The sequence below is a fragment of the Bacillus sp. AFS037270 genome, from assembly GCF_002585305.1.
In genome coordinates, this window is sequence record NZ_NUNF01000024.1 from 84,871 (window position 1) to 108,043 (window position 23,173).

17 protein-coding genes are annotated in these 23,173 nt (G+C 38.6%); 13 read left to right on the forward strand and 4 right to left on the reverse strand.

All coding sequences use genetic code 11. The features are described from left to right. Positions 1 to 76 precede the first annotated feature (76 nt). Complete coding sequence (locus COD92_RS12745; protein ID WP_098531797.1) at positions 77 to 2,050, forward strand: glycoside hydrolase family 127 protein; 1,974 nt, start codon at positions 77 to 79, stop codon at positions 2,048 to 2,050. Positions 2,051 to 2,216: 166 nt separating this feature from the next. On the opposite strand, the gene COD92_RS12750 is transcribed toward COD92_RS12745, so the two are convergent. The 3 genes from COD92_RS12750 to COD92_RS12760 all read right to left on the reverse strand — a co-directional run bounded on the left by COD92_RS12750 (position 2,217) and on the right by COD92_RS12760 (position 5,944). Next, positions 2,217 to 2,816, reverse strand: coding sequence for a YesL family protein (locus COD92_RS12750; RefSeq protein ID WP_098531798.1), 600 nt, complete (start codon positions 2,814 to 2,816; stop codon positions 2,217 to 2,219). Positions 2,817 to 3,134: 318 nt separating this feature from the next. Further along, positions 3,135 to 4,307: a Ger(x)C family spore germination protein gene (locus tag COD92_RS12755; protein ID WP_098531799.1), complete on the reverse strand. Its 1,173-nt coding sequence runs from the start codon at positions 4,305 to 4,307 to the stop codon at positions 3,135 to 3,137. A gap of 32 nt (positions 4,308 to 4,339) precedes the next feature. Further along, positions 4,340 to 5,944: a spore germination protein gene (locus tag COD92_RS12760; RefSeq protein ID WP_098531800.1), complete on the reverse strand. Its 1,605-nt coding sequence runs from the start codon at positions 5,942 to 5,944 to the stop codon at positions 4,340 to 4,342. Between the two features lie 142 nt (positions 5,945 to 6,086). Between COD92_RS12760 and COD92_RS12765 the strand changes: the two genes are divergently transcribed. After that, complete coding sequence (locus COD92_RS12765; protein WP_176541296.1) at positions 6,087 to 7,193, forward strand: GerAB/ArcD/ProY family transporter; 1,107 nt, start codon at positions 6,087 to 6,089, stop codon at positions 7,191 to 7,193. A 230-nt stretch (positions 7,194 to 7,423) separates the two neighbouring features. On the opposite strand, the gene COD92_RS12770 is transcribed toward COD92_RS12765, so the two are convergent. Next, positions 7,424 to 8,554: a GntR family transcriptional regulator gene (locus COD92_RS12770; RefSeq protein ID WP_098531802.1), complete on the reverse strand. Its 1,131-nt coding sequence runs from the start codon at positions 8,552 to 8,554 to the stop codon at positions 7,424 to 7,426. Between the two features lie 639 nt (positions 8,555 to 9,193). On the opposite strand from COD92_RS12770, the gene COD92_RS12775 reads away from it, so the two are divergent. The 11 genes from COD92_RS12775 to COD92_RS12825 all read left to right on the forward strand — a co-directional run bounded on the left by COD92_RS12775 (position 9,194) and on the right by COD92_RS12825 (position 23,170). Beyond that, positions 9,194 to 10,552, forward strand: coding sequence for an ABC transporter substrate-binding protein (locus COD92_RS12775; protein WP_255286731.1), 1,359 nt, complete (start codon positions 9,194 to 9,196; stop codon positions 10,550 to 10,552). Between the two features lie 142 nt (positions 10,553 to 10,694). Then, positions 10,695 to 11,585, forward strand: a complete 891-nt coding sequence (locus COD92_RS12780; protein WP_098531803.1) for a carbohydrate ABC transporter permease — start codon at positions 10,695 to 10,697, stop codon at positions 11,583 to 11,585. An 81-nt stretch (positions 11,586 to 11,666) separates the two neighbouring features. Next, positions 11,667 to 12,509 (forward strand): carbohydrate ABC transporter permease, encoded by an 843-nt coding sequence (locus COD92_RS12785; protein WP_098531850.1) that lies wholly within the window; start codon positions 11,667 to 11,669, stop codon positions 12,507 to 12,509. Positions 12,510 to 12,658: 149 nt separating this feature from the next. Beyond that, positions 12,659 to 14,125 carry an arabinan endo-1,5-alpha-L-arabinosidase gene (locus COD92_RS12790; protein WP_098531804.1) on the forward strand — a complete coding sequence of 489 codons (1,467 nt, stop codon included), beginning with the start codon at positions 12,659 to 12,661 and terminating at the stop codon, positions 14,123 to 14,125. Between the two features lie 212 nt (positions 14,126 to 14,337). Next, entirely contained in the window at positions 14,338 to 15,936 is a 1,599-nt protein-coding gene (locus COD92_RS12795) for a xylulokinase (protein WP_098531805.1), read from the forward strand. A 274-nt stretch (positions 15,937 to 16,210) separates the two neighbouring features. Continuing rightward, on the forward strand, positions 16,211 to 16,906 hold the full coding sequence (gene araD, locus COD92_RS12800; RefSeq protein ID WP_098531806.1) for an L-ribulose-5-phosphate 4-epimerase: 696 nt from the start codon (positions 16,211 to 16,213) through the stop codon (positions 16,904 to 16,906). Between the two features lie 111 nt (positions 16,907 to 17,017). Continuing rightward, positions 17,018 to 18,499, forward strand: coding sequence for an L-arabinose isomerase (araA, locus tag COD92_RS12805; RefSeq protein WP_098531807.1), 1,482 nt, complete (start codon positions 17,018 to 17,020; stop codon positions 18,497 to 18,499). 146 nt (positions 18,500 to 18,645) lie between these two features. Then, a complete protein-coding gene (locus COD92_RS12810; RefSeq protein ID WP_098531808.1) occupies positions 18,646 to 20,133 on the forward strand; it encodes an alpha-N-arabinofuranosidase in 1,488 nt (495 codons plus the stop codon). Between the two features lie 22 nt (positions 20,134 to 20,155). Further along, positions 20,156 to 20,428 (forward strand): DUF6171 family protein, encoded by a 273-nt coding sequence (locus tag COD92_RS12815; RefSeq protein WP_142950580.1) that lies wholly within the window; start codon positions 20,156 to 20,158, stop codon positions 20,426 to 20,428. Positions 20,429 to 20,492: 64 nt separating this feature from the next. Continuing rightward, on the forward strand, positions 20,493 to 22,004 hold the full coding sequence (gene arfA / locus COD92_RS12820; RefSeq protein ID WP_098531810.1) for an arabinosylfuranosidase ArfA: 1,512 nt from the start codon (positions 20,493 to 20,495) through the stop codon (positions 22,002 to 22,004). 113 nt (positions 22,005 to 22,117) lie between these two features. Next, the gene (locus COD92_RS12825) at positions 22,118 to 23,170 is read left to right on the forward strand and encodes an aldose epimerase family protein (RefSeq protein ID WP_098531851.1); all 1,053 of its coding nucleotides are present in this window, start codon (positions 22,118 to 22,120) and stop codon (positions 23,168 to 23,170) included. Positions 23,171 to 23,173 lie beyond the last annotated feature (3 nt).

A 23,173-nucleotide genomic window follows, 5' to 3' on the forward strand; every position in this document is an offset into this window, starting at 1 on the left:
AAATCGGAATACATTCTAGTATTAGTAAATCTATCATTATGAAAAATATAGTAAATATTAATCTAGGAGGAGTAAAATGGAAAAGGTTGTTTTGAAAACTAAAACTTTGCCACTAAACAAGGTTCAGATTAATGATCCATTCTGGTCTTATTACATCAAATTAGTTCGGGATGTGGTTGTTCCCTATCAATGGGACGCCCTTAATGACCGAATTGCAGATGCAGATCCAAGCAGCGCGATAAAAAATTTTAAAATCGCAGCTGGAGAAGAAGAGGGAGAATTCCATGGGATGGTCTTCCAAGATAGTGATGTGGCTAAGTGGCTGGAAGCCGTTGGATACCTGCTTTCGGCAGAAAGAGACGAAGAGCTTGAAAAAATCGCAGATGGAATCATTGATATTATTACAAAAGCTCAATTGGAGGATGGATATTTAAACACCTATTATACCTTGAAAGAACCAGGGAAACGGTGGACGAACCTTAGTGAATGCCACGAATTATATTGTGCAGGTCATATGATTGAAGCTGCTGTCGCATATTATCAAGCAACTGGAAAAAGAAAACTACTAGATGTGGTCATTAAATTTGCTGATCATATAGATGATGTTTTTGGCACAGAACCTGGAAAACTTCGTGGTTATGACGGACATCAAGAAATTGAATTGGCACTGATAAAACTATACGAAGTAACTTCAAATGATAAATACTTGAGATTAAGTCAGTATTTCTTAGAAGAAAGAGGGAGAAAGCCACATTTTTATGAAGAGGAGTTCGAAAAAAGAGGTGGTACCCATCATTGGCCAGATTCTTGGATGATTCGAAATAAGGAATACAGCCAAGCACATAAGCCTGTTAGTGAACAAGATAAGGCTGTTGGCCACGCAGTCCGATTCGTATATATGTGTACGGGAATGGCACATTTGGCTGCTGAAACTGGTAATCGGGAAATGTATGAAGCTAGTAAAAGGCTTTGGAACAACATGGTTTCAAAGAATATGTATATCACCGGCGGAATTGGTTCGCAAAGTCATGGTGAAGCCTTTTCAACTGATTATGACCTTCCAAATGATACGGTTTATGCGGAGACTTGTGCTTCTATTGGGTTAATTTTCTTTGCACAGCGAATGTTGCAGGTAGAGCCAAATAGTCAATATGCTGATGTAATGGAAAGAGCATTATACAATACCGTACTAGCAGGTATGGGGCACGATGGAAAAAGCTTTTTCTATGTGAATCCACTTGAAGTTGAGCCACATGCCTGCAGGTCTAATCATATTTACCACCATGTTAAACCTACTCGTCAAAGATGGTTTGGCTGCGCCTGCTGCCCGCCCAATGTAGCCAGGCTGCTTGCTTCCCTAGGTCAATATATTTATACCGTTCGTGAAAATACAGTCTACACTCATTTATATATAAGTGGTCAGGCAGAAATTGAGCTGGACGATAACCGGCGTCTAATCTTGGAACAAGAAACAAATTATCCTTGGAGCGGCAACATTCAATTTACCTTTAAGGCGAATCAAGAAACTGAACTTACTCTTGCACTGCGTATCCCAGATTGGTGTGAGAATGCAGAAATCTCCATAAATGGTGAACTGCAGTCGGTTTCTGCACTTATGGTCGACGGATATGCCATGATAAAGGGTACCTGGAAAACTGGTGACCAAATCAATTTGGTTCTTTCTATGCCGGTTGTACGTATGAAAGGACATCCACTTGTACGCCATACTGCTGGAAAAGTTGCCCTTCAAAGAGGCCCGCTGGTTTATTGCTTGGAAGAAGCAGACAATGGACAAAATCTCCATCAAATTTTATTACCTTCAGATCGAAGTCTTGAAATTGAAGAGGATGAAAACCTCTTTGGCGGGATGAAGGTGATTACTGGAGAGGCGATAAAACGGAAAACAGAAAACTGGGGAGAGGCATTGTATAAACCAAACATCCATCTAGAAACGGAATCAGTATCTATTAAGTTTATCCCTTACTTTGCTTGGGCTAACCGTGGATTAGGGGGAATGCAAGTATGGATTAACGAACAAGAAACTCTTTAGAATATAGAGCTTAAAACACTTTGCTTTCTCGGTCAGGCTGTGGTGACTAAATGATGTCAACCGGACGACTTTCTAATATAAAAGAGGGTGCCTCCAAAACTAATACTTTTGGAGGCACCCTCTTTTTATGAAAAATTAAAATTGCTATACTTGTCCATACAAGTATTTAAGAAGATTTAACCAAGTGGATTTTAGTAAATACTCGGTGACATAGAAAGTAAATACTGTAGGCACCAAGACTAAAAATAAATAAAAAGGTTATCGGCCATTTAAAAAGAATAAGTGCCATTAATCCAATATAAAGGATTGCTGTAAGAGTAGTCAGTAAATACCTAATGGAAAAGAATAGTGAATTTTTGATTGCATTTAACCAGTTCACATTATAATTAGCGATTGTTGGAAAGATAAAAATTGAGGTGAAGAGAATTAAAAAGCCCATTAATAACAAAACTGGAAACAAAATATACTGGAAAGAACCAACATTTTTTAACAGCATAAAATCTATAGAAAATAGGCCGCAAAAGACAATCCATAGAATTCCTAGACCAAAACTTTGTTTGAAATTGTCCTTAAAATATTGAAAGAACGACCTAAAAACACTAAAGTCCTTATGCAAAATCCATTGCCGGGTAACACAGTACATCGCGACTGTAGCAGGAAAAATCGTTATTACAGGGATACAAAGTAACAACCATAGAATATTTAACTGAAAGAACGCTGAAACTACTTCAAGTACGCGAAAGAATTTACCGTCATATCTGAACATTGTATTTTCACCAAATTCCCATAATTTTTTGTAGTACCATTAAAATAGCATGAGAGTAATTATAAAAGAAGTGATATTATATTTGCCATTTTTTCTGGCCAGTTGGAACTGTGAGTTTACTATTTTTCTTCCTTTCTATTATTTAATTTTATATGAAAACGGATTATTGTGGAAGTGGACCGTACAACTTTTTTGAAAAAATCTTATAGAAGAAGTAGACTTGTATACAAAAAAGACTAAACGGTGTTAGCCCTATAGAAGTCAGGGCTAACGCCGCTTAGTTATTAGGAAAAGCGATAATTTATAGATGGTTTTTTATCAATCTTTCATCTCTGGGGACTTGACGGATAACCCTGTTCTAACGATGGAAACGTGGGGGTTTACGCTAACTTCAAGGTTTGGAAATTCCTCAGTCCACTTATTTTTATGTTGTTCTTTCCATGCTTTTGGATGGTTGCGATAGACCGCATTTCCAAACCCAAATATATCAGTACGATACTGTTTTTGTGCTTTAAAAAGTGCTAATTCACACCTTTTTTCGACATCTTTTTCCAGTAAGGTTTGAACATATTGTAAAACTTTAGGGTTACCTAAATCCAATTTGGAACTATTTTCAAACACTTCAACTTGTGCTTGAATATTCACATTCATTTTTACATTGCTTTGTACAAGGATTGGTTTAACTTTTGTCCGGCCTTTTTTTAACTCAGCACTGATTTTTCCTCCTCCCTTTTCTTTTGGTATCGAAACGGTAATGTTCCCTTTCACCATCTCATTACGAATCCACAGCACTCCCCGGGTATCCTTATCATTGATCCACCCCACCAATTTATCTTTATGAAATACAGCCGATCCAACTATGGCGGCAGTCTCTTTAGAACTGTTCCTACCCTTTTCTTCTGATCGTATGGCTACTTCAGCCGCGACAGGGGAGATGCCTTCGGTCGTAAGCATATTGAAAAAATCCTTTATCATTATTTTTGCTCCCACCCCTGTTTTCTCTTGTTCCCGAATGGCTTCTGAAGAGTATCGTTCAATGACCGGAGTCAGTCTCAAAATGGATGCGGCCTCTCCCTTTGAAAACAAAATAAAGCTGCGCATACGTGCCTCCCTAACTCTCGATATGTAATCCAAAATTTGATAAACCCCATCCTTGGCAGCCTTTTCTCCAATAATTAAAATCCTGTTATGAGAAAAGAAAATCCGGCGAGGCAATTTTTCTTGAAGTCTCCTGATTGCATCCATCATACTTTCTCCTGTCTCGGAAATGATAACGGTCGAACCATTGCTACCTACGGAACCGCCGGCTCCAACAGGTCCAAGCTGTTTAGGGATCGCTACTTGAAGTGAAACACGAATTTTCCCATCATTCATCTTGTCGATGGCAGTAGCTGTAACGATCGTGATATCATTGATCTCAATCCGGCTCCAACAGCCGGTCAGCACGAATATAATCATACAGTTTATTACTAGGATTCCTAGTTTTTTCATAATTGTTTCCCTTTCCGAAACACTCACTCGAGCTAGTTCCTCGGTTTAGGCGGCCGTGGACGCATTAAATGATTCATTCGTTTACGATTCTTTTTCCCTGTCTGATCGGAACGGTCTATCATTTTCCACCAAGGGGCACGTACATAAGTATCTTTGAGACTCGAGAAATCCAAAGGTGCAACTGGAGACAAATAAGGAACACCGAACGAGCGAAGCCGGGTCATATGGATTAAAAGAATTAAACTAGCTACCAAGATACCGTACAAACCGAGCGTTCCTGCGCAGATCATCATCGGAAATCGAAGCAAACGAATGGCGATTCCCTGACTAAATACTGGAAAAATAAATGAAGATATCCCTGTTATGGAAACGATAATAACCATTGAAGCTGATACAATTCCTGCTTGTACTGCTGCCTGTCCAATTACAAGGGCGCCAACAATACTTACAGCTTGTCCAACTGGCCGCGGCAGGCGTACACCGGCTTCCCGCAATGCCTCAAAGGAGACTTCCATTATGAAAGCTTCTACTATAGCGGGAAACGGAACAGTTTCCCTGCTCGAAGCCACACTAAGTAATAAGGTTGTAGGAAGCATTTCTTGATGATATGACGTAATGGCAATATAAAGTGATGGCAAAAGCAAAGCACCAGCTAACATAAACAAGCGAAGCCATCGGATTACCGTCGAAACCATATAATGCTGATAATAATCCTCGCTCGATTGGAGCATTTCAAAAAAACTAACCGGAACAATTAAGGCAAAAGGGGTATTATCGATAAGAATCCCGATTTTCCCTTCCAATAAATTTGCCACTATTTTATCCGGGCGTTCCGTATTGTTTACTTGGGGAAAAACAGAATAGGGGTTGTCCTGAATTAGTTCCTCGATATAGCCACTTTCTAAAATTGCATCGATATCGATTTGATTGAGTCTTTCCTTTACCTCCGCTAAGAGCGAGTGCTCGGCAATTCCCTCCAAATAGGTAATCACCATTTTTGTCTTAGATAACCGCCCCACGGTCATGGATTCCATTTTAAGCTGAGGCGTTTTTAACCGTCTGCGAATCAGACTGGTGTTGGTTCGCAGATTTTCAGTAAATCCTTCCCTAGGCCCCCTAATCACCGCTTCGGTTGCTGGTTCTTCGACGGATCTCATTTCCCATGCTTGAGCACTAATAAAAAGAGCTTGATTTATACCATCCAATAATAGAATAGTGTCACCACTTAAAATGTGATCCACTATTTCCTTCATAGTTTTCCCTATACTTATTTGTGAAACATAAATCAGTGGATCCCGAAGAAAAGACTCCATCTCTTTCAAAGGTATTTTCGTGTACGGAAGCGTCCCATTATTCCCCACGTTCAATAAGGGTTTTATAACGTCGGAATCAATGATCTGATTATCAACCAAGCCATCCAAAAAAATAAGAACTCCATTTTGTATCCCAGCCAGCTGAAATTCACGAAAAACAATATCCGAAGATCGTTCAAAAATCGTTTTCAACTGCTCTAAATTATTGTGAACATTGCCTTTAAGCTGTTGGTCGTAGAAATCTTTTTCATGGTTAGATGACTGTGGGTTTTGGCTTTGTTTTGAATTGAAGGTTTTCTTCCCAAACCAGCTCATGAATCCCATCTTAAAAACTCACCCCCTAGTGGTTAAATTTTTTTCTTATTTTAACCAGATATAAAAATAAATCTCGCGGATAGATGGAAAAATTTTGTTTATGTTAATACTGAGCGGATTTAACAAAAAATGGGTCAGGTGGTGGGAAACCATGGAGAGAATCTCAATTAGCCAATTATTTATGCTTACACTAGTATTTCAGATTGGTACCTCGGTAATATTTGGATTTTCTTCTGCAGCAGGTAGTGATGCTTGGTTATCTACTTTAATATGCACGGTGATTGGGACATGCCTCATTATTATGTATCTCATGTTAATGCGTCTTCAGCCGGGATTGACTCTTGTTGAATGGTTTCCTGCCCAGTTTGGCCAATGGATCGGTGTTCCCCTTGCTTGGTTCTATATGCTTCATTTTTTATATAACGCAGGACGAACACTTGGTGATATAAAGGATCTTATCCCCACCACCATTTTGCCTGGAACTCCTAATTGGGTCATACTTGCTGTGTTTATGATTGCCATCTCTTATGCTTTGTATAGTGGGATTGAGGTTCTAGCCCGGCTTGCCGAATTGATTTTACCAGTCATCTTAGTTTTATTTTTAATAGAGATCGTCTTAATTTTCGCCTCGGATATAATTGATATCAAGCATTTACAGCCGGTTTTAGGGGAAGGATGGGGACGTATTTGGAAAGCGGTATGGCCGAACGGGATCCAGCAGTCATTTTCGGAAACCCTTGAATTCGCGATGATCTGGACCTTAGTTATAGATTCGAAACGTATAATAAAACCCACTCTCTTAGCTTCTGTTTTGTACGGATTCCTCCTTGCCGCTTTTGATGGACTAGCTGTTCTTACCTTTGGTGAGGGTACCTTTTCAACTAGTACCTACCCCCTGTACCGGTTAGTCAAAGTTATATCTGTTGCAGATTTTCTTGAAAACCTTGATGCATTGGGAATATTGTATTTTGTGGGAACGGCGTTCTTTAAAGTGTCGTTACAACTTTATGGTGTCATTCGGGGGGTGCAGCTATTGTTGTACCTGCGTGACAGCAGGGTATTGGTAATGCCTATATCGATGATCGTATTTATTTTAGGATTAACCATATCAAGGAGCACTTCAGAACATTGGTATTCTATAAAAAATTTAGGATATATGGGTTTAATATGGTGGATTATTATTCCCTTTCTCTTATTAATCGTGGCCTGTATTCGCAGGAAATTTTCAAATAAATCAATAGTTAGAAGTGGATTGTAGGTGCATTAGGAGCTGAACATATGTATGGAGAAATATCTCTGGCCGTGGCAGTCAAAAGTAGTTATTGATGATCCTTGGGTATTTTATACATTCCTCTTTTGCCTTTCTTTTATTTTATCTATCATAACGTGGATAAGAAAAAAAAGGAAAGATGTTCGTAAGGAGTAGCTAGTAGGATATTGCACAAATTTTAAATTTAAAAGAAAGACACNNGTGTCTTTCTTTTAAATTTATTGGTTTTTATCTAATGCTGAGGTAGAGTTTCGGACGACCAGTTCAGGTTCATAAATGGTTGAGTGCTCAATGCTGCCTCGTTTCTCTACTGCAGAAACAATCCATTTTGCCGCTTCAATCCCCATATCCATTTTCGGATGCGTAACGGATGTTAGTTTGACATCTGTAGCTTCCGCCAAGGAAGAGTCGTCGTATCCGACAATGGAAACATCCTCAGGAACGCTTAAGCCCATTCCTCTTAACATGAATAAAACCTGCAATGCTAACTGGTCATTATAACAAACAATTGCCGTTGGCTTATCATCTGTCGTGAAAAATTGCTGTAATTGCTCCACTAGATTATTATCCTTTTGTTCTGTTGTATAGGTAATAACCATATCCGGGAAAAACGGGAGGTTATGTTCCCTAAATGCGCGGATAAACCCTTGCATCCGATTGACTCCCTGAAGGTCATCCGTTTTGAAAAGGCCAATTATTTTCTCGTGGCCTAGATTGATTAAATGTTCAGTAGCAATAAAACCGCCGTGTTCATCATTCATGATGATGTGTGGAGGCATCAGCTGAGAATAGAACTGGTTAATCATTAGATAGGGAATATTATTTTGTTCTAATTGTAAGTAGTAATGAATGTTAGGGTTATAATTGCTACTTCTAGTCGGTTCTACGATTAGACCATCAATATTCCGGCTCAGCATCGTTTGCAGGCATTGTTTTTCTTTCTCTACATCGTTATCCGTGCAAGCAAACGTTAGCGAATAGCCTTGTGCTGTTAAATAGGATTCAATTCCTTTGATAATAGATGGAAAAATATAATCAGAAATATATGTTGTAATAACTCCAATATTTTTCCCATTTGTATTTAAACTTTTAATAGGAGAAATCATTTCAGATTCTACATTTGGTTGTAACATCTTATTCGAGCAAAAAGTACCTGCTCCTTGTTCTCGGTAAAGCCATCCTTCATGTACTAAATCCCCAACGGCTTGACGGACGGTATGTCTGCTGACCCCAAACATTTTAACCAGTTCATTTTCAGAATAAATCTTTTCTCCAGGTTGTACCTTCCCACTTGTGATCCATTCTGTTATTTTTTCCTTTACCATATTATATTTCGTCTTCTGGGCCATTGATATCACCTTCTTTCAACTTGTATGAAAAACCTTCAACTTATACGTACAACAGTTTTATAACATTATCGTAACAAAAATAATTAAAAAAAACTATGAAAAATTTTTATTTATCTTTTCGAGTATAATAAAAATTTTAATAAAAGAAGTTAATTAGTGTCGAATCCATTAGAAAAGTGACTAATAAACACGAAAAATCATGAGTCTAATGTTCATTGAAAAGAATTTCATCTGGCGCTTTGTTGAAAGAATCTAAGCAGATCGATTATTATCGTATAAAAAGCTTATAAATCAACCATTTGACACGTACGTACAAAAAATAAAAATTAATAGAAAAATGATTGACATGTACGAACAGGTATATTAATATTTGAAATATAAGGAATACGCTTTCACGGTTTTACAAAAATCGATAAAAAAAGCCTTATAAAATATCATACTTAAGACTTATAATCTTAATAAAGAGGGGCTTTTTAGGAGGGGTTCATATCTAATCACTTTTACATGTCCGTACATCTAAATTAAAGAGTTAACTAGTTTACTAACATTAACACTTTATTTTTTATTGAAAAGTGATTACGCTTCCAATGGTTTTAATTTTTACACAATTTTTAAATCAATTTAATTGGAGGGATTTACTTGTTTAAAGCATCTAAAAAATTAAGCGCACTTTTGTTGCTAGCGATTTTGGTGGTTGGTTCCATCCTTACAGGATGTGGAAATCAATCTAGTGGAGGTAAAGACGGCGGCAAAACAGAACTTACTTTTATGTTCCGCGGTCAACCTAAAGAATTAGAAGCCTATAAATCGACTGTTAAGAAATATGAAGAGTCACATCCAAATGTAAAAGTAACTGTTGTCTCTGTCGCTCCTGACCAATACGATACAAAATTAAAAGCTGCGATTGCAGGACACAAAATTCCGGATGTTTTCTTCTATAACCCAGCTCAAGTTAAAGCATATGTAAACTCTGGAATCTTACTAGATATCACGAAATATGTTGAAGGTTCAAAAGATGTTAAGTTAAGTGATATGTGGGAAAAGGGTATTAATAAATACCGTTTTGATGGCAAAGAACTTGGCCAAGGCGCAATCTACGGTTTGCCAAAGGATATCAGCGGATTCGCACTAGGCTACAATAAAACAATGTTTGAAAAAGCAGGAATTCCACTTCCTGACAAAGATAAGCCATATACTTTAGACCAATTTATCGATGTAGCAAAACAGTTAACAAAAGATACAAACGGTGACGGTAAAGTTGATCAATACGGTACAGGATTTAATGTACAATGGTCGTTACAGCCAATCGTTTGGAGCAACGGTGCAGATTTCATTGATAAAACACATACAAAAGTAACGATCGATGATCCTAAATTTATTGAAGCATTACAATGGTTTGCAGATCAGCAAACCAAATACAAAGTGACTCCATCTATCTCTGAAGCACAAACACTTGACACATACCAAAGATGGATGAAAGGTCAATTAGCATTCTTCCCTGTAGGTCCTTGGGATATGGCAACATATGCAACATTACCGTTTGAATATGATTTAATTCCATGGCCAGTTGGTTCTACTGGAAAAACTGCTGCATGGATCGGTTCACTTGGAATTGGTGTAGGAGCTACTACTAAAAATGCTAAAGCAGCAGCTGAACTAGCTACCTATCTATCTGCTGACCAAGAAGGACAACAAGCATTAGTTGATGCACAAATCCAGCTTCCAAACAGCGTGAAAGTTGCTGAAGAGTGGGCTGCTAATACTTCTATTAAGCCAGCAAACAAGCAAGAATTCTTAGATATTATCAATGATTATGGCCGCAGCTTCCCAGGAGAGTTCACTTATACTAGTGAATGGTATGATGAATTCTTTAAAAACATTCAGCCTGTACTTGATGGCAAGAAAACAGCTGCTCAGTATGTAAAAGAAGAACAGCCAAAAATGCAAAAATTATTAGACGCAGCTATTCAACAAGAAAAACAATCTGCAAAGAAATAATATCGTTTTTGACATAGTGTAAATGGGGCTAGTTTGAGGAAGTTTGCTAGCACCATTTATTCCTTTTATCTAACTTTTTTAGTTATAAGAAATTTAGAGAAAGGGAGATGTCTCGACAAGACATGTGAAAGGGTGGGGAAAGATGAAAACAACATCCAAGCTGTATCGCACGGAACAAAGATACGCCTATTTATTTATTGCGGCACCGGTTTTAGGATTCCTCATATTTGCTTTGGTTCCTTTATTATATTCGATCTACGGGGCGTTTACGGATTGGAACGGCTTAGGACAGATGAATTTTATCGGACTAGAAAACTTTAAGAATTTATTTCAAGATGAATATTTCTATAAGTCTATGTATAATACCATCTTTATGATGCTGGGAATTCCGATTGGCATTGTATTAGCACTATTGCTTGCTTTAGCTTTAAATAGAGGGATCCCTGGAACAAATACCTTCCGAGTTCTCTATTATATTCCGGTTATTTCTTCACTTGCTGCGATTTCGATTTTATGGCAGTGGGCTTACAATGGCGATTATGGTTTAGTTAACCAATTTTTAGATCTATTTGGTATTAAGGGTCCAAACTGGCTGCAAAATACAGGCACAGTTAAACCTGCCTTAATTATTATGGCAGTATGGAAAGGTCTAGGCTATACGATGTTATTGTATTTGGCAGCACTTCAGAGTGTTCCTAAATCCTTTTATGAAGCAGCTAAATTAGATGGTGCAAATGCTTTAAAATCTTTTTGGTACATCACTTTGCCAATGGTAAAACCAGTAACCTTCTTTATTATCGTTACAAATATTATTGGCGGTGCTCAAATCTTTACGGAAATTAACGTTATGACCCCAACAGGTGGTCCTGAATATAGCTCCGCATCGGTTGTATTCTACATCTGGCAAAAAGCATTTGGTAACTTCCAATTAGGTTATGCATCTGCAATGGCCTTGGTACTGGGACTTTTCATCTTTATTGTTACTTTAATCCAGTTTAAGATCAACGAGAAAAATTCTTTTGATTTGGATTAACAACGGGAATAAAAGAGTTTATAGAAAGGGGCTTGAAAAATGGAAGTTGCAATGGCAAAAAAGTCGGTTAAAGCAGAACCCATGTCTGAGAAAAAGAAAAATAGAATTACCAATATATTAGTTTTTGCCTTACTAAGTATTGGGGCAATCTTCATGGTAGCTCCGTTATTATGGATGTTTTCCACATCCCTTAAATCAAAAGAAGATGTCTTTGCTTTACCGCCAGTATGGATTCCTGAGACAATTTCTTTTAGTAAATACGCCGAAATCTGGGATATGGGCCCGCTCTTATCTGGTATCGGAAATAGTTTAATTGTAGCTGTGACAGTTACGGTAATCGGAACATTCACATCCAGCTTAGCAGCGTTTGCTTTTTCAAAATTACAATTCGCTGGAAAGAATAAGATTTTCATCATGCTGTTTGCTTCCGTTATGATTCCGTATCCTGTTCTTATGATCCCGCAATTTATTATGTTTTCAAAAATTGGCTGGGTTGATAGCCTGTTACCATTAATTATCCCTGGATTGTTTGGTAACATATTTATGATTTTCTTTTTACGGCAATTCCTAACGAGCATTCCAAATTCAATCATCGAAGCGGCAAAAATTGATGGATGCTCTTATTTCCAAATCTTTTATAAGATTATCTTCCCATTAATCAAACCAGCGGTAGCTGCCCAGTTAATTCTATGGTTCATGGGAATCTGGAATGATTACTTAGGTCCAATTCTTTATTTGAACTCACCAGAAAAACAAACATTGCAGCTAGTTATTGCAAACTTTAATGCATCATACGCGATTCAAAGTGACTACCCGCTGATTATGGCGGCATCTATGGTAGCGTTATTGCCGATGCTAATTGTATTCATTATCTTCCAAAAACAAATCATCGAATCAATTGCGATTTCCGGTGTAAAAGGTTGACCAATTAAATTATTGCTAGTGCATTTATAATGAACATTCACAGTTTAATAGAAAATTAACTAAAGGCACTTATTATCTACTTGTTTTGATAAGTGCCTTTTCTTATCTCAAAAAATACTAATGTCGTTTTATCGACCGGGAGAATATGAATGAAAACTAAAACCAAAGTGATCCTAATGGGGGTGTTGTTAACTGTAATCATCATCCCGGCAGCAATCTTCGGGTTTAGACACTACCAGCCAAAGGAAAATGATTTTACAGGAATAAAGCTGCCTTCAGCACCGGCAAAAACTCCGATTAAAAATGTTAACTCGGATGTTCTTTATGATGAAAAAAAGTGGACGACTAATTTCACCCATGATGGGGCCATTATTAAAGCGGATGGCTGGTATTATGTGTTTTCTACTGATTATATGGTAGGATCACCGCCAACTCCTGGGATTCAAATCAGGAAATCGAAGGATTTAATTCATTGGCAATTCGTTGGCCGTGTATTTGATCAAGTTTCTGAAGAGGCGTGGGACTGGACGCATGGAACAACATTTTGGGCGCCAAACGTCATTCAAATGAATGGAAAATACTATTTATATTATTCTGTTTCTGAGGTAGGGAAAAGGAATTCTTATATTGGCCTAGCGACGAGCGACAAAATTGAAGGTCCCTGGAAGGATGAAGGAGCAGTCTTTAAATCGAAAGAAGGCGACGGAAATACCGTTAATGCGATCGATCCAGACATAACCATTGATAAAAATGGCCAGCCGTGGATGGTGTATGGATCCTATTTTGGCGGGATCTTTATTACAAAGGTCGATAAAAATACCGGTAAATTAGTAAATCCTAATGATCAAGGAACCTTGCTCGCCCAAAGGAAGGACATGAATGCTGGAATTGAAGGTCCAGAAATAATCTATAACAAAAAAACGGGTTACTATTATTTAACTGTTTCTTATGATTGGTTAGAAGACACGTATAATGTGAGGGTTGCCCGTTCTAAAAACATCACAGGACCTTTTTTAGACTATAACCACAAGGACATGATTGACCCGAGTGACGACTCCTTTAATACCGGAAATAAAATCGTAGCAGCTTATTCTTTCGGAAAAGATCCAGGCTGGCTGGGAACAGGACATAATGGATTACTTCAAGATGGAGAAAACTATTATCTAATTCACAATGCTAGAGCCGGAGAGGATAAGTATTGGTCGCATCTGCATGTAAGAAAAATGGTCTGGACCGATGATGGCTGGCCGGTTGTTTCTCCTGAGCGATATGCAGGCGAAACCGAGCAAAAAGTGAGCGAGTCCAATTTAATTGGAGAATGGCAGCAGATTGTTTTGAATCGCTTTGATGATACTATGGAAGGTTCGACAAAGCTCCAATTACTCACAAATGGGGAAATTATGAATGGCAAAGGGAAAAGCCATTGGAAATTGACAGGAAAGAACACATTACAGTTGTTCATATATGATCCCGGGGTTGCGCCTAAAGACTATTGGAATTTTACTGTAAAGGTGATTCCGGCCTGGGATTGGGAGAACTGGAGGGGTACTTTGGTTTTCACAGGAATGAATCAGGAAGGTACCGTTATTTGGGGAAAGAAAATAATAAATAAATAGTCAAAACTATTAAATTAATATAAAAAGGCATTGAAAAAAAATTCATAGATGGTAAAATTTAAATTGAGTTATACGTACAAGTTCGGATGATTAAGTGAGTTGTAAGGATAACTAATAATGGTATCATGGCAGCAAAACTAATGCTTGAAATGAACTGGATAATTTCTATCAACCAAATTAAAGAGGTTTCTATAAAATAGGGGGGAAATTACATGAGTTATGATGTGAAAAATGCCATTCAAAGTGGTAATACAGTACTTGGTATTGAACTAGGTTCAACCCGAATTAAAGCAGTTCTCATTGGAGAAGATAATGCACCGATCGCATCTGGCAGCCATGACTGGGAAAACAGCTATGTGAACAATATTTGGACTTATAGCATTGAGGATATTTGGAAGGGTATACAAGACAGCTATCAAAAAATGGCTAAGGATGTAAAACAGCAATATGGAGTTACCCTACAAACAGTAGGAGCAATCGGTTTTAGTGCGATGATGCATGGCTATATGGCTTTCGACAAAGATGGAGAGCTTCTGGTCCCTTTCCGCACTTGGCGTAACAATATTACTGAACAGGCTTCGAAAATACTGACCGAACTGTTTAACTACCACATTCCTCAAAGATGGAGTATAGCTCATCTGTATCAAGCGATCTTGAATCAGGAAAAACATATTGCTGACATTAGCTTCCAGACCACTCTAGCTGGTTATATCCATTGGAAACTGACAGGAGAAAAGGTTCTGGGAGTTGGTGAAGCATCCGGTGTATTTCCAATTGACTTGAATACGAAGAGCTATAATCAGACCATGATCAAACAATTCAATGAATTGATTGCACCTCATAATCTGCCTTGGAAACTTGAAGATATTCTTCCTAAGGTATTGGTAGCGGGTGAAAACGCTGGTGTACTTACAGAAGAAGGGGCGAAGCTTCTGGATGTTACAGGAGAACTAAAGGGTGGTATTCCACTTTGTCCGCCGGAAGGTGATGCGGGAACAGGCATGGTCGCAACAAACAGCGTAGCGAAGCGTACAGGTAATGTCTCAGCCGGAACGTCTGTATTTGCAATGGTTGTACTGGAAAAAGAACTCTCCAAAGTTTATACCGAGATTGACCTTGTGACCACACCTACAGGTAACCTGGTAGCAATGGCTCATTCCAACAATTGTTCTTCAGACTTGAATGCATGGGTCAGATTGTTTGAAGAATTTTCAAAAGCAATGGGTATGGATGTTGACATGAATAAATTGTACGGAACTCTATATAATTTGGCCCTTCAAGGGGACCCGGATTGCGGCGGCTTACTTGCATATGGTTATCTTTCCGGTGAACACATTACCCGCTTTGAAGAAGGTCGTCCATTGTTTGTCCGTTCTTCTGATAGCAATTTCAACCTGGCTAATTTCATGCGTGTACATTTATATACAGCATTGGGAGCGCTGAAAATTGGTATGGATATTCTTCTTAAACAAGAAGAAGTGGAACTAGATGTAATCCTAGGTCATGGCGGCCTGTTTAAGACAAAAGGTGTTGGACAGAACATCATGGCTGCTGCTCTCGATGTTCCTGTTTCCGTTATGGAAACTGCAGGAGAGGGCGGAGCATGGGGGATCGCCCTGCTTGCATCTTATATGATAAACAAATCCGATAATGAAACGTTGGAAGAGTATTTAAGCCACAAAGTATTTTCAGAAAGAGCTGGTACGACTGTGTCTCCTGTTCCAAAGGATGTTGAGGGATTTGAGCAGTTTATGAAGCGTTATATCAACGGACTTGCAATCGAAAGAGCAGCAATAGCCAATCTAAAGTAAATATTAAAAAACGTAAATTAATTATAAAAATACCATTGAAAAAAAACAAATAAATGGTAAAATCAAATCAAGGTTATACGTACAAGTTAAAGTTGTTCGCATAACTTATAGGAATTAATAATAAGGTTGTCACCCTTATTAAATATCTTGTACGTATAATAAATTCATTTCAATAGAATGACTGAATTAGAGCTATTAATTATTTTTAGATTAAAAAAATTTTTATTAGATTTGTAAACGTATTCTTATTAGAGAATAAGGAGGAAGAAACCGTATGTTAGAACGTTTGAAAAGAGAGGTTCTGGAAGCTAACTTAGCGCTTCCAGAACATGGATTGGTTACGTTTACTTGGGGAAATGTGAGCGGAATTGACCGTGAAACAGGCCTGGTTGTAATTAAGCCAAGTGGTGTTCCGTACAATGAGCTGAAAATCGATGATCTTGTTGTACTAGATTTAGACGGAAACATCGTGGAAGGGAGCTTAAGACCTTCTTCTGATACACCAACACATCTTGCATTGTATCGGGCATTCTCGCAAATTGGAGGAATTGTTCATACTCACTCCCCAGGTGCTACAAGCTGGGCGCAGGCAGGACGTCCAATTCCAGCACTTGGGACGACACATGCGGATTATTTTTATGGAGAGATTCCTTGTACACGTACCCTTTCCCAAGTGGAAATTGATCGTGGATATGAGCTTGAAACAGGCAATGTGATAATTGAGACCTTTGAAAAAGAAGGACTTGACCCTGTTGCAATGCCAGGAATTTTATTATCAGGTCATGCTCCATTTGCTTGGGGGAAAAATGCAGACCAAGCCGTTCATAATGCGGTTGTTTTAGAAGAAGTAGCCAAGATGGCGTTAAATACATTTACGCTTAACCCGCAAATTAAGCCGATCGACCAATTCTTGCTGGATAAACATTATCTTCGAAAGCATGGTGCTAACGCATATTACGGACAGAAGTAGTCTAATAGAATACTAAATGCCGAAATCTTAGATAACTTGTACGGATGACTGGCTGCAGAGTACAAATTTAATAAATTACTAAATTAATATCTATACTTAGGAGGAATTACAGTGTTAACTACAAAAGCATATGAATTCTGGTTTGTAACAGGAAGTCAATTATTATACGGAGAAGATGTTCTTCGTCAGGTTGAAGAAAACTCAAAAACGATTGTTAATGGATTAGAATCTGCTGTACCTTATAAATTAATTTTTAAATCAGTAGTAAAGGATTCAGATTCTATCCGCAAATTGATCCTCGAAGCTAATGCCGATGAAAATTGTGCAGGTATCATTACTTGGATGCACACATTCTCACCATCAAAAATGTGGATTGCAGGCCTTTCTTCTCTTCAAAAGCCTTATCTACATTTAGCTACACAATTTAATCGTGATATCCCTTGGGATTCAATCGATATGGATTTCATGAACTTAAACCAAGCAGCCCACGGTGACCGTGAGCATGGTTTCATCGCAGCACGTATGAAAGTAAAGCGTAAAGTTGTTGTTGGTCATTGGGAAAACCAAGAAGTAAGAGAGCGTGTTGGCAGCTGGATGAGAACAGCAGCTGCATTCCAGGAAAGCAAATCTCTTAAAGTTGCAAGATTTGGTGACAATATGCGCGAAGTAGCGGTAACAGAGGGTGATAAGGTAGAAGCGCAAATCAAGTTTGGCTGGACAGTAAACGGTTACGGAGTGGGTGACCTCGTTCAACGCATGAATGATGTAACAGAACAAGAAATTGACCAGTTAATGGCTGAATACGAGGAGCAATATGATATTACTCCAGAAGGACTTACAGATGGTCCAGTTCGTGATTCCATCCGTTATCAGGCTAGAATTGAACTTGGCATGAAAGCATTCTTAACAGAAGGTGGTTATGCTGCATTCACGACTACTTTTGAAGATTTACATGGCATCCGTCAGCTTCCTGGTTTAGCAGTACAGCGTTTAATGGAACAAGGCTATGGTTTTGCAGGTGAAGGTGACTGGAAAACAGCGGCGCTTGTTAGATTGATGAAAATTATTGCTGGTAATGAAGGAACTTCTTTCATGGAAGATTATACGTATCATTTTGAGCCAGGGAATGAAATGGTTCTTGGTTCTCACATGCTTGAAGTTTGCCCAACCATCGCTGCCACTCGTCCGAAAATCGAGGTTCATCCACTTGGAATCGGTGGTAAAGAAGACCCTGCCCGAATTGTATTTGATGGAAAAGGCGGCTGCTCAGCATTGAATGCAACCATCGTTGACCTTGGACATCGTTTCCGTCTACTTGTAAATGAAGTAGATGCGGTCAAGTTAGAAAAGGAAATGCCAAAGCTTCCTGTTGCCCGCGTATTATGGAAGACTCAGCCATCTTTAAGCCAAGCGGTTGAAAACTGGATCCAGGCTGGCGGTGCGCACCATACAGGCTTCTCTTATAAGGTAACAACTGAACAGCTTAGAGACTTTGCTGAACTAGCTGGAATTGAGTTCCTAGTAATCAATAATGATACAAACACTCACGCTTTCAATAACGAAATCCGTTGGAATGACGTTATCTTTCGTTAATAGATGACGGAAGAAACCATGGATTACCATTCATAAAAATGATCTGGGCTATTATGACATAATAGCCCTATTAATAAGATTAACGATCGTCTATAAGATTTCTTGTAATTTGGTTTTTAACATTCAAAAAATGGAGGCGTTTATTGATGGGGAATAATGTAATAATCAACGCAGATATCCAAAAAGGAAAAATTAATAAAAATATCTATGGTCATTTTGCAGAGCACCTTGGAAGATGTATTTATGAAGGGATTTGGGTTGGTGAGGATTCTTCAATCCCAAATACAAAAGGTATTCGGAATGACGTATTAGCTGCATTAAAAAACATTAAGGTTCCAGTCCTTCGCTGGCCGGGCGGCTGTTTTGCCGATGAATATCACTGGAAAGACGGTATTGGTCCTAGGGAAAACCGCAAACGAATGGTTAATACTCACTGGGGCGGTGTCGTAGAAAACAACCATTTTGGTACACACGAATTTATGCTTCTATGTGAATTACTAGAGTGTGAGCCATATATTTGCGGAAACGTTGGAAGCGGAACGGTTCAAGAAATGTCAGAGTGGGTTGAATACATGACCTTTGAAGGCGAATCACCAATGGCCAACTGGCGCAGTGAAAATGGCCGTGAAGAGCCATGGAAATTAAAGTATTTTGGTGTTGGTAACGAAAACTGGGGCTGCGGCGGAAACATGCGTCCTGAATATTATGCTGATCTATATCGCAGATACCAAACCTATGTAAGAAACTATGGAAATAACAAAGTTTATAAAATTGCCGGCGGCGCGAATGTCGATGACTATAACTGGACAGAAGTGTTAATGAAAAATGCCCACTGGTTAATGGATGGACTAAGCCTTCACTATTACACCATTCCAGGAGACTTCTGGTTAGGAAAAGGCTCTGCCATTGATTTCCCAGAAGATGAATGGTTCATTACGATGAAAAAAGCTCTTCATATGGATGAGTTAATTACTAAACACAGTACGATTATGGATAAGTATGATCCACAAAAACGCATTGGCATGATCATTGATGAGTGGGGGACATGGTTTGATGTTGAGCCAGGTACAAACCCAGGATTTTTATACCAGCAAAATACGATTCGTGATGCATTAGTGGCTGGCTTACACTTCAACATTTTCCATAACCATGCGGACCGTGTTCAAATGACAAATATTGCTCAAACGGTTAACGTATTACAAGCCATGATTCTGACTGAAGGCGAGAAGATGATTCTTACTCCAACGTATCATGTATTTGATATGTACAAGGTTCACCAGGATGCAGAAGTTTTAGCTGTTGATTCTTCATTTGGAACTTATGAGTATAATGGTGAAACATTGCCGCAGGTAACAGTATCTGCATCGAAAAATGCAGAAGGCAAAATCCATGTAAGCTTATGTAATATCGATCACCAAAACGGGGCTGAATTAGATTTAGACCTGCGCGGTATTAATGCAGCGAATACAAAGGTGTCAGGCACCATTATCACTGCGGACACGATGAATGCTCATAACACATTTGAACAACCGGATGTTGTTAAACCAGTTGAATTCACAGGTGTAGCTGTTGAAAATAATAAATTGGCCATCAAACTTCCAGCTATGTCTGTTGTGACATTAGTTATTGAATAAAAGAAGAAGGCGGGGAATGACAGTGAATCAGAAAAGTCTGTGCAAGGGCTGCGTGGAGAGTGTAATCGTAACGGAAGAGATCATTCAAGAATTAGTCAAAGAAGCTGAAGAGAACCCAACTGTTATTGTTTCTGACGAGGTCTATCTAGCAAGATTAAAGACTTGTGAGAGCTGTCCTTCCCTGCAATATGGTACCACTTGTGCACATAGCGGATGTATCGTCCGCTACCGGGCCAAGTTTAAAAACAAAAGCTGTCCATTTGCAGGTAAACCAAAATGGGATAAAGTCAGTTAACTAGTATTTATAGTAGTTGTCTCGTTGATAAGACTATTAAGATGACAGGGGAGGAAGAATGAACATGTCCAATCAAAGGGCAAAAATGATTTTAGAAAAGGATTTTAAAGTATCTGAGATCGATAATCGTATTTACGGTTCTTTTATCGAACATTTAGGACGTGCCGTTTATGGCGGTATTTATGAACCAGGTCATCCTCAAGCAGATGAAAATGGCTTCCGTCAAGATGTGATTGAAATGGTAAAAGAACTGCAAGTACCGCTTGTTCGTTATCCAGGCGGAAACTTTGTATCCGGATACAATTGGGAAGATGGCGTGGGACCAGTTGAAAGCCGCCCGCGTCGGTTAGAATTAGCCTGGCGTACAACGGAAACAAACGAAATGGGTACGAATGAGTTCATGAAATGGGCCCAGCTTGTAAACGCGGATGTAAACATGGCCGTTAACCTTGGAACACGCGGCATTGATGCTGCTCGAAATTTAGTAGAGTATTGTAACCATCCTGGCGGCTCTTACTATAGTGATTTACGAATTTCCCATGGAGTAAAAGATCCTTATAACATTAAGACCTGGTGTTTAGGGAACGAAATGGATGGTCCGTGGCAGATTGGTCACAAGACTGCTGCTGAATATGGCCGTCTTGCCCAAGAAGCTGCAAAAGTTATGAAGTGGGTGGACCCTTCAATCGAGCTTGTTGCCTGTGGAAGCTCAAACAGAAATATGCCTACATTTGCAGATTGGGAAGCTACTGTTCTTGATCATACCTATGATCATGTTGAGTTTATTTCTCTGCACCAATATTATGGCAACCGTGACAATGACATTTCAAACTATTTAGCCCTTTCCTTAGAAATGGATGATTTTATTAAATCTGTCATTTCTATTGCTGACTACATTAAAGCGAAAAAACGCGGCAAAAAGAATATTAATCTATCTTTTGACGAGTGGAACGTTTGGTATCACAGCAATGAGCAGGATAAAAGAATTGAACCATGGAGCATTGCACCACCACAATTAGAAGATATTTATAACTTTGAAGATGCTCTATTAGTAGGCTGTATGCTGATTACATTGCTAAAGCATGCGGACCGTGTGAAAATTGCCTGCCTTGCACAATTGGTAAACGTTATTGCGCCAATTATGACTGAAGATAACGGACCTGCATGGAAGCAAACGATTTTCTATCCATACATGCATACATCTGTATTTGGCCGTGGAGTTTCGCTAAATCCTATCATTTCAAGTCCTAAATATGATAGCAAGGATTTCACGGATGTTCCATATTTAGAGTCAACAGCTGTCTACAATGAAGGAGAAGAAACATTAACCATCTTTGCAGTAAACCGTCACCTTCAAGAAGGCTTAGACCTAGAAGTGGATATCCGTAATTTTGAAGGCTACGAAGTAGTCGAGCATATTGTCCTAGAAAATGACGATATTAAGCAAACGAATTCAGCTAAGGGAACACCTGTAGCTCCTCATTCAAATGGAAATGCTAAGACCGAGAATGGCGGCGTAACGGCTATTCTTCCCAAGCTTTCTTGGAATGTAATCCGTTTAGCGAAACGTAAGTAATTCTCTTTATATTCCATATCTTTTTAGTTAACTAGACTAAGAGGATATGGACTATTTTTTATTTGAATGATATGCCCTTAAGCGATCACACAGGAATGAAAGGCAGGATTAATATGAAGGTTATCCAAGAAAAGTTTGGTGAATTAAACAATCAAACGATTAATTCTTATACACTCGTTAACGACCATGGTATGGAGCTTACTTGTATTAATTATGGTTGTATTATTACTAAAATCATTACTTCCGATCAGAACGGGAATTTTGAAAATATTGTTTTGGGATATGATACATTAGCAGAATATGTAAGTGGCAGTTATTTCTTCGGTACAGTTGTCGGACGTGTAGCAGGCCGCATAAAGGGCGGATCGTTTGAACTTGACGGAAAAACCTATACCCTCGCAAAAAATGAAAACAACAACCATCTCCATGGAGGGAATAAAGGGTTCGATAAAGTGATTTGGAATGCTTCAATAAAAGAGAATGACGAAGAAGTAAGTGTTCAATTTGCATACCTGAGCCCTGATGGTGAAGAGGGTTACCCAGGAAATTTAAATATAAAGGTAACTTATACACTCAATAATCAGAATGAACTAACCATCCACTATTCAGGAATTTCGGATGAAAAGACATTATTAAATATGACCAATCATTCTTATTTTAACCTAAGTGGAAATATTAAAAGGGATATTCTCAATCATTCACTATCGATTAAAAGTGATAAGTTCCTAGAATTAAATGATGAATTGCTTCCAACCGGAGAGCTGCTGGACGTTCTTGGGACACCGTTTGATTTTACTAGTGAAAGTTTGATTCAATCGGGGGTTGAATCCAATCATCCGCAAAATCAATTAGCAGGCCAAGGATATGATCATCCCTTTTTACTATCAACCAACCATGACCAAGAAATTATTCTTACAGATTCTGAGAGCGGCCGTACATTGACCATTGAAACCGATGAGCCAGGAGTCGTTGTCTATTCTGGAAACCAAATGAAATCAGAAGGTGAGATTTACGGTGTTCCATCCCGTAAATACCTTGGCATTTGTTTAGAAACGCAAGGGTTGCCAGATGCCATCCACCACCCTAACTTTCCTTCCTGGGTCTTAGAAAAAGACCGAGAGTACACATCTGTGACAAAGTATAAATTCGGTGTTGCAGCTAAATAAATA

Coding starts and splice junctions, on each gene's coding strand:
- COD92_RS12785 (WP_098531850.1), top strand. CDS start 11,667: ATGTCTGAGAAAAAGAAAAATAGAATTACCAATATATTAGTTTTTGCC.
- COD92_RS12780 (WP_098531803.1), top strand. CDS start 10,695: ATGAAAACAACATCCAAGCTGTATCGCACGGAACAAAGATACGCCTAT.
- araD (WP_098531806.1), top strand. CDS start 16,211: ATGTTAGAACGTTTGAAAAGAGAGGTTCTGGAAGCTAACTTAGCGCTT.
- COD92_RS12765 (WP_176541296.1), top strand. CDS start 6,087: ATGGAGAGAATCTCAATTAGCCAATTATTTATGCTTACACTAGTATTT.
- COD92_RS12825 (WP_098531851.1), top strand. CDS start 22,118: ATGAAGGTTATCCAAGAAAAGTTTGGTGAATTAAACAATCAAACGATT.
- arfA (WP_098531810.1), top strand. CDS start 20,493: ATGTCCAATCAAAGGGCAAAAATGATTTTAGAAAAGGATTTTAAAGTA.
- COD92_RS12770 (WP_098531802.1), bottom strand. CDS start 8,554: ATGGCCCAGAAGACGAAATATAATATGGTAAAGGAAAAAATAACAGAA.
- COD92_RS12755 (WP_098531799.1), bottom strand. CDS start 4,307: ATGAAAAAACTAGGAATCCTAGTAATAAACTGTATGATTATATTCGTG.
- COD92_RS12745 (WP_098531797.1), top strand. CDS start 77: ATGGAAAAGGTTGTTTTGAAAACTAAAACTTTGCCACTAAACAAGGTT.
- COD92_RS12810 (WP_098531808.1), top strand. CDS start 18,646: ATGGGGAATAATGTAATAATCAACGCAGATATCCAAAAAGGAAAAATT.
- COD92_RS12760 (WP_098531800.1), bottom strand. CDS start 5,944: ATGGGATTCATGAGCTGGTTTGGGAAGAAAACCTTCAATTCAAAACAA.
- COD92_RS12750 (WP_098531798.1), bottom strand. CDS start 2,816: ATGTTCAGATATGACGGTAAATTCTTTCGCGTACTTGAAGTAGTTTCA.
- COD92_RS12790 (WP_098531804.1), top strand. CDS start 12,659: ATGAAAACTAAAACCAAAGTGATCCTAATGGGGGTGTTGTTAACTGTA.
- COD92_RS12795 (WP_098531805.1), top strand. CDS start 14,338: ATGAGTTATGATGTGAAAAATGCCATTCAAAGTGGTAATACAGTACTT.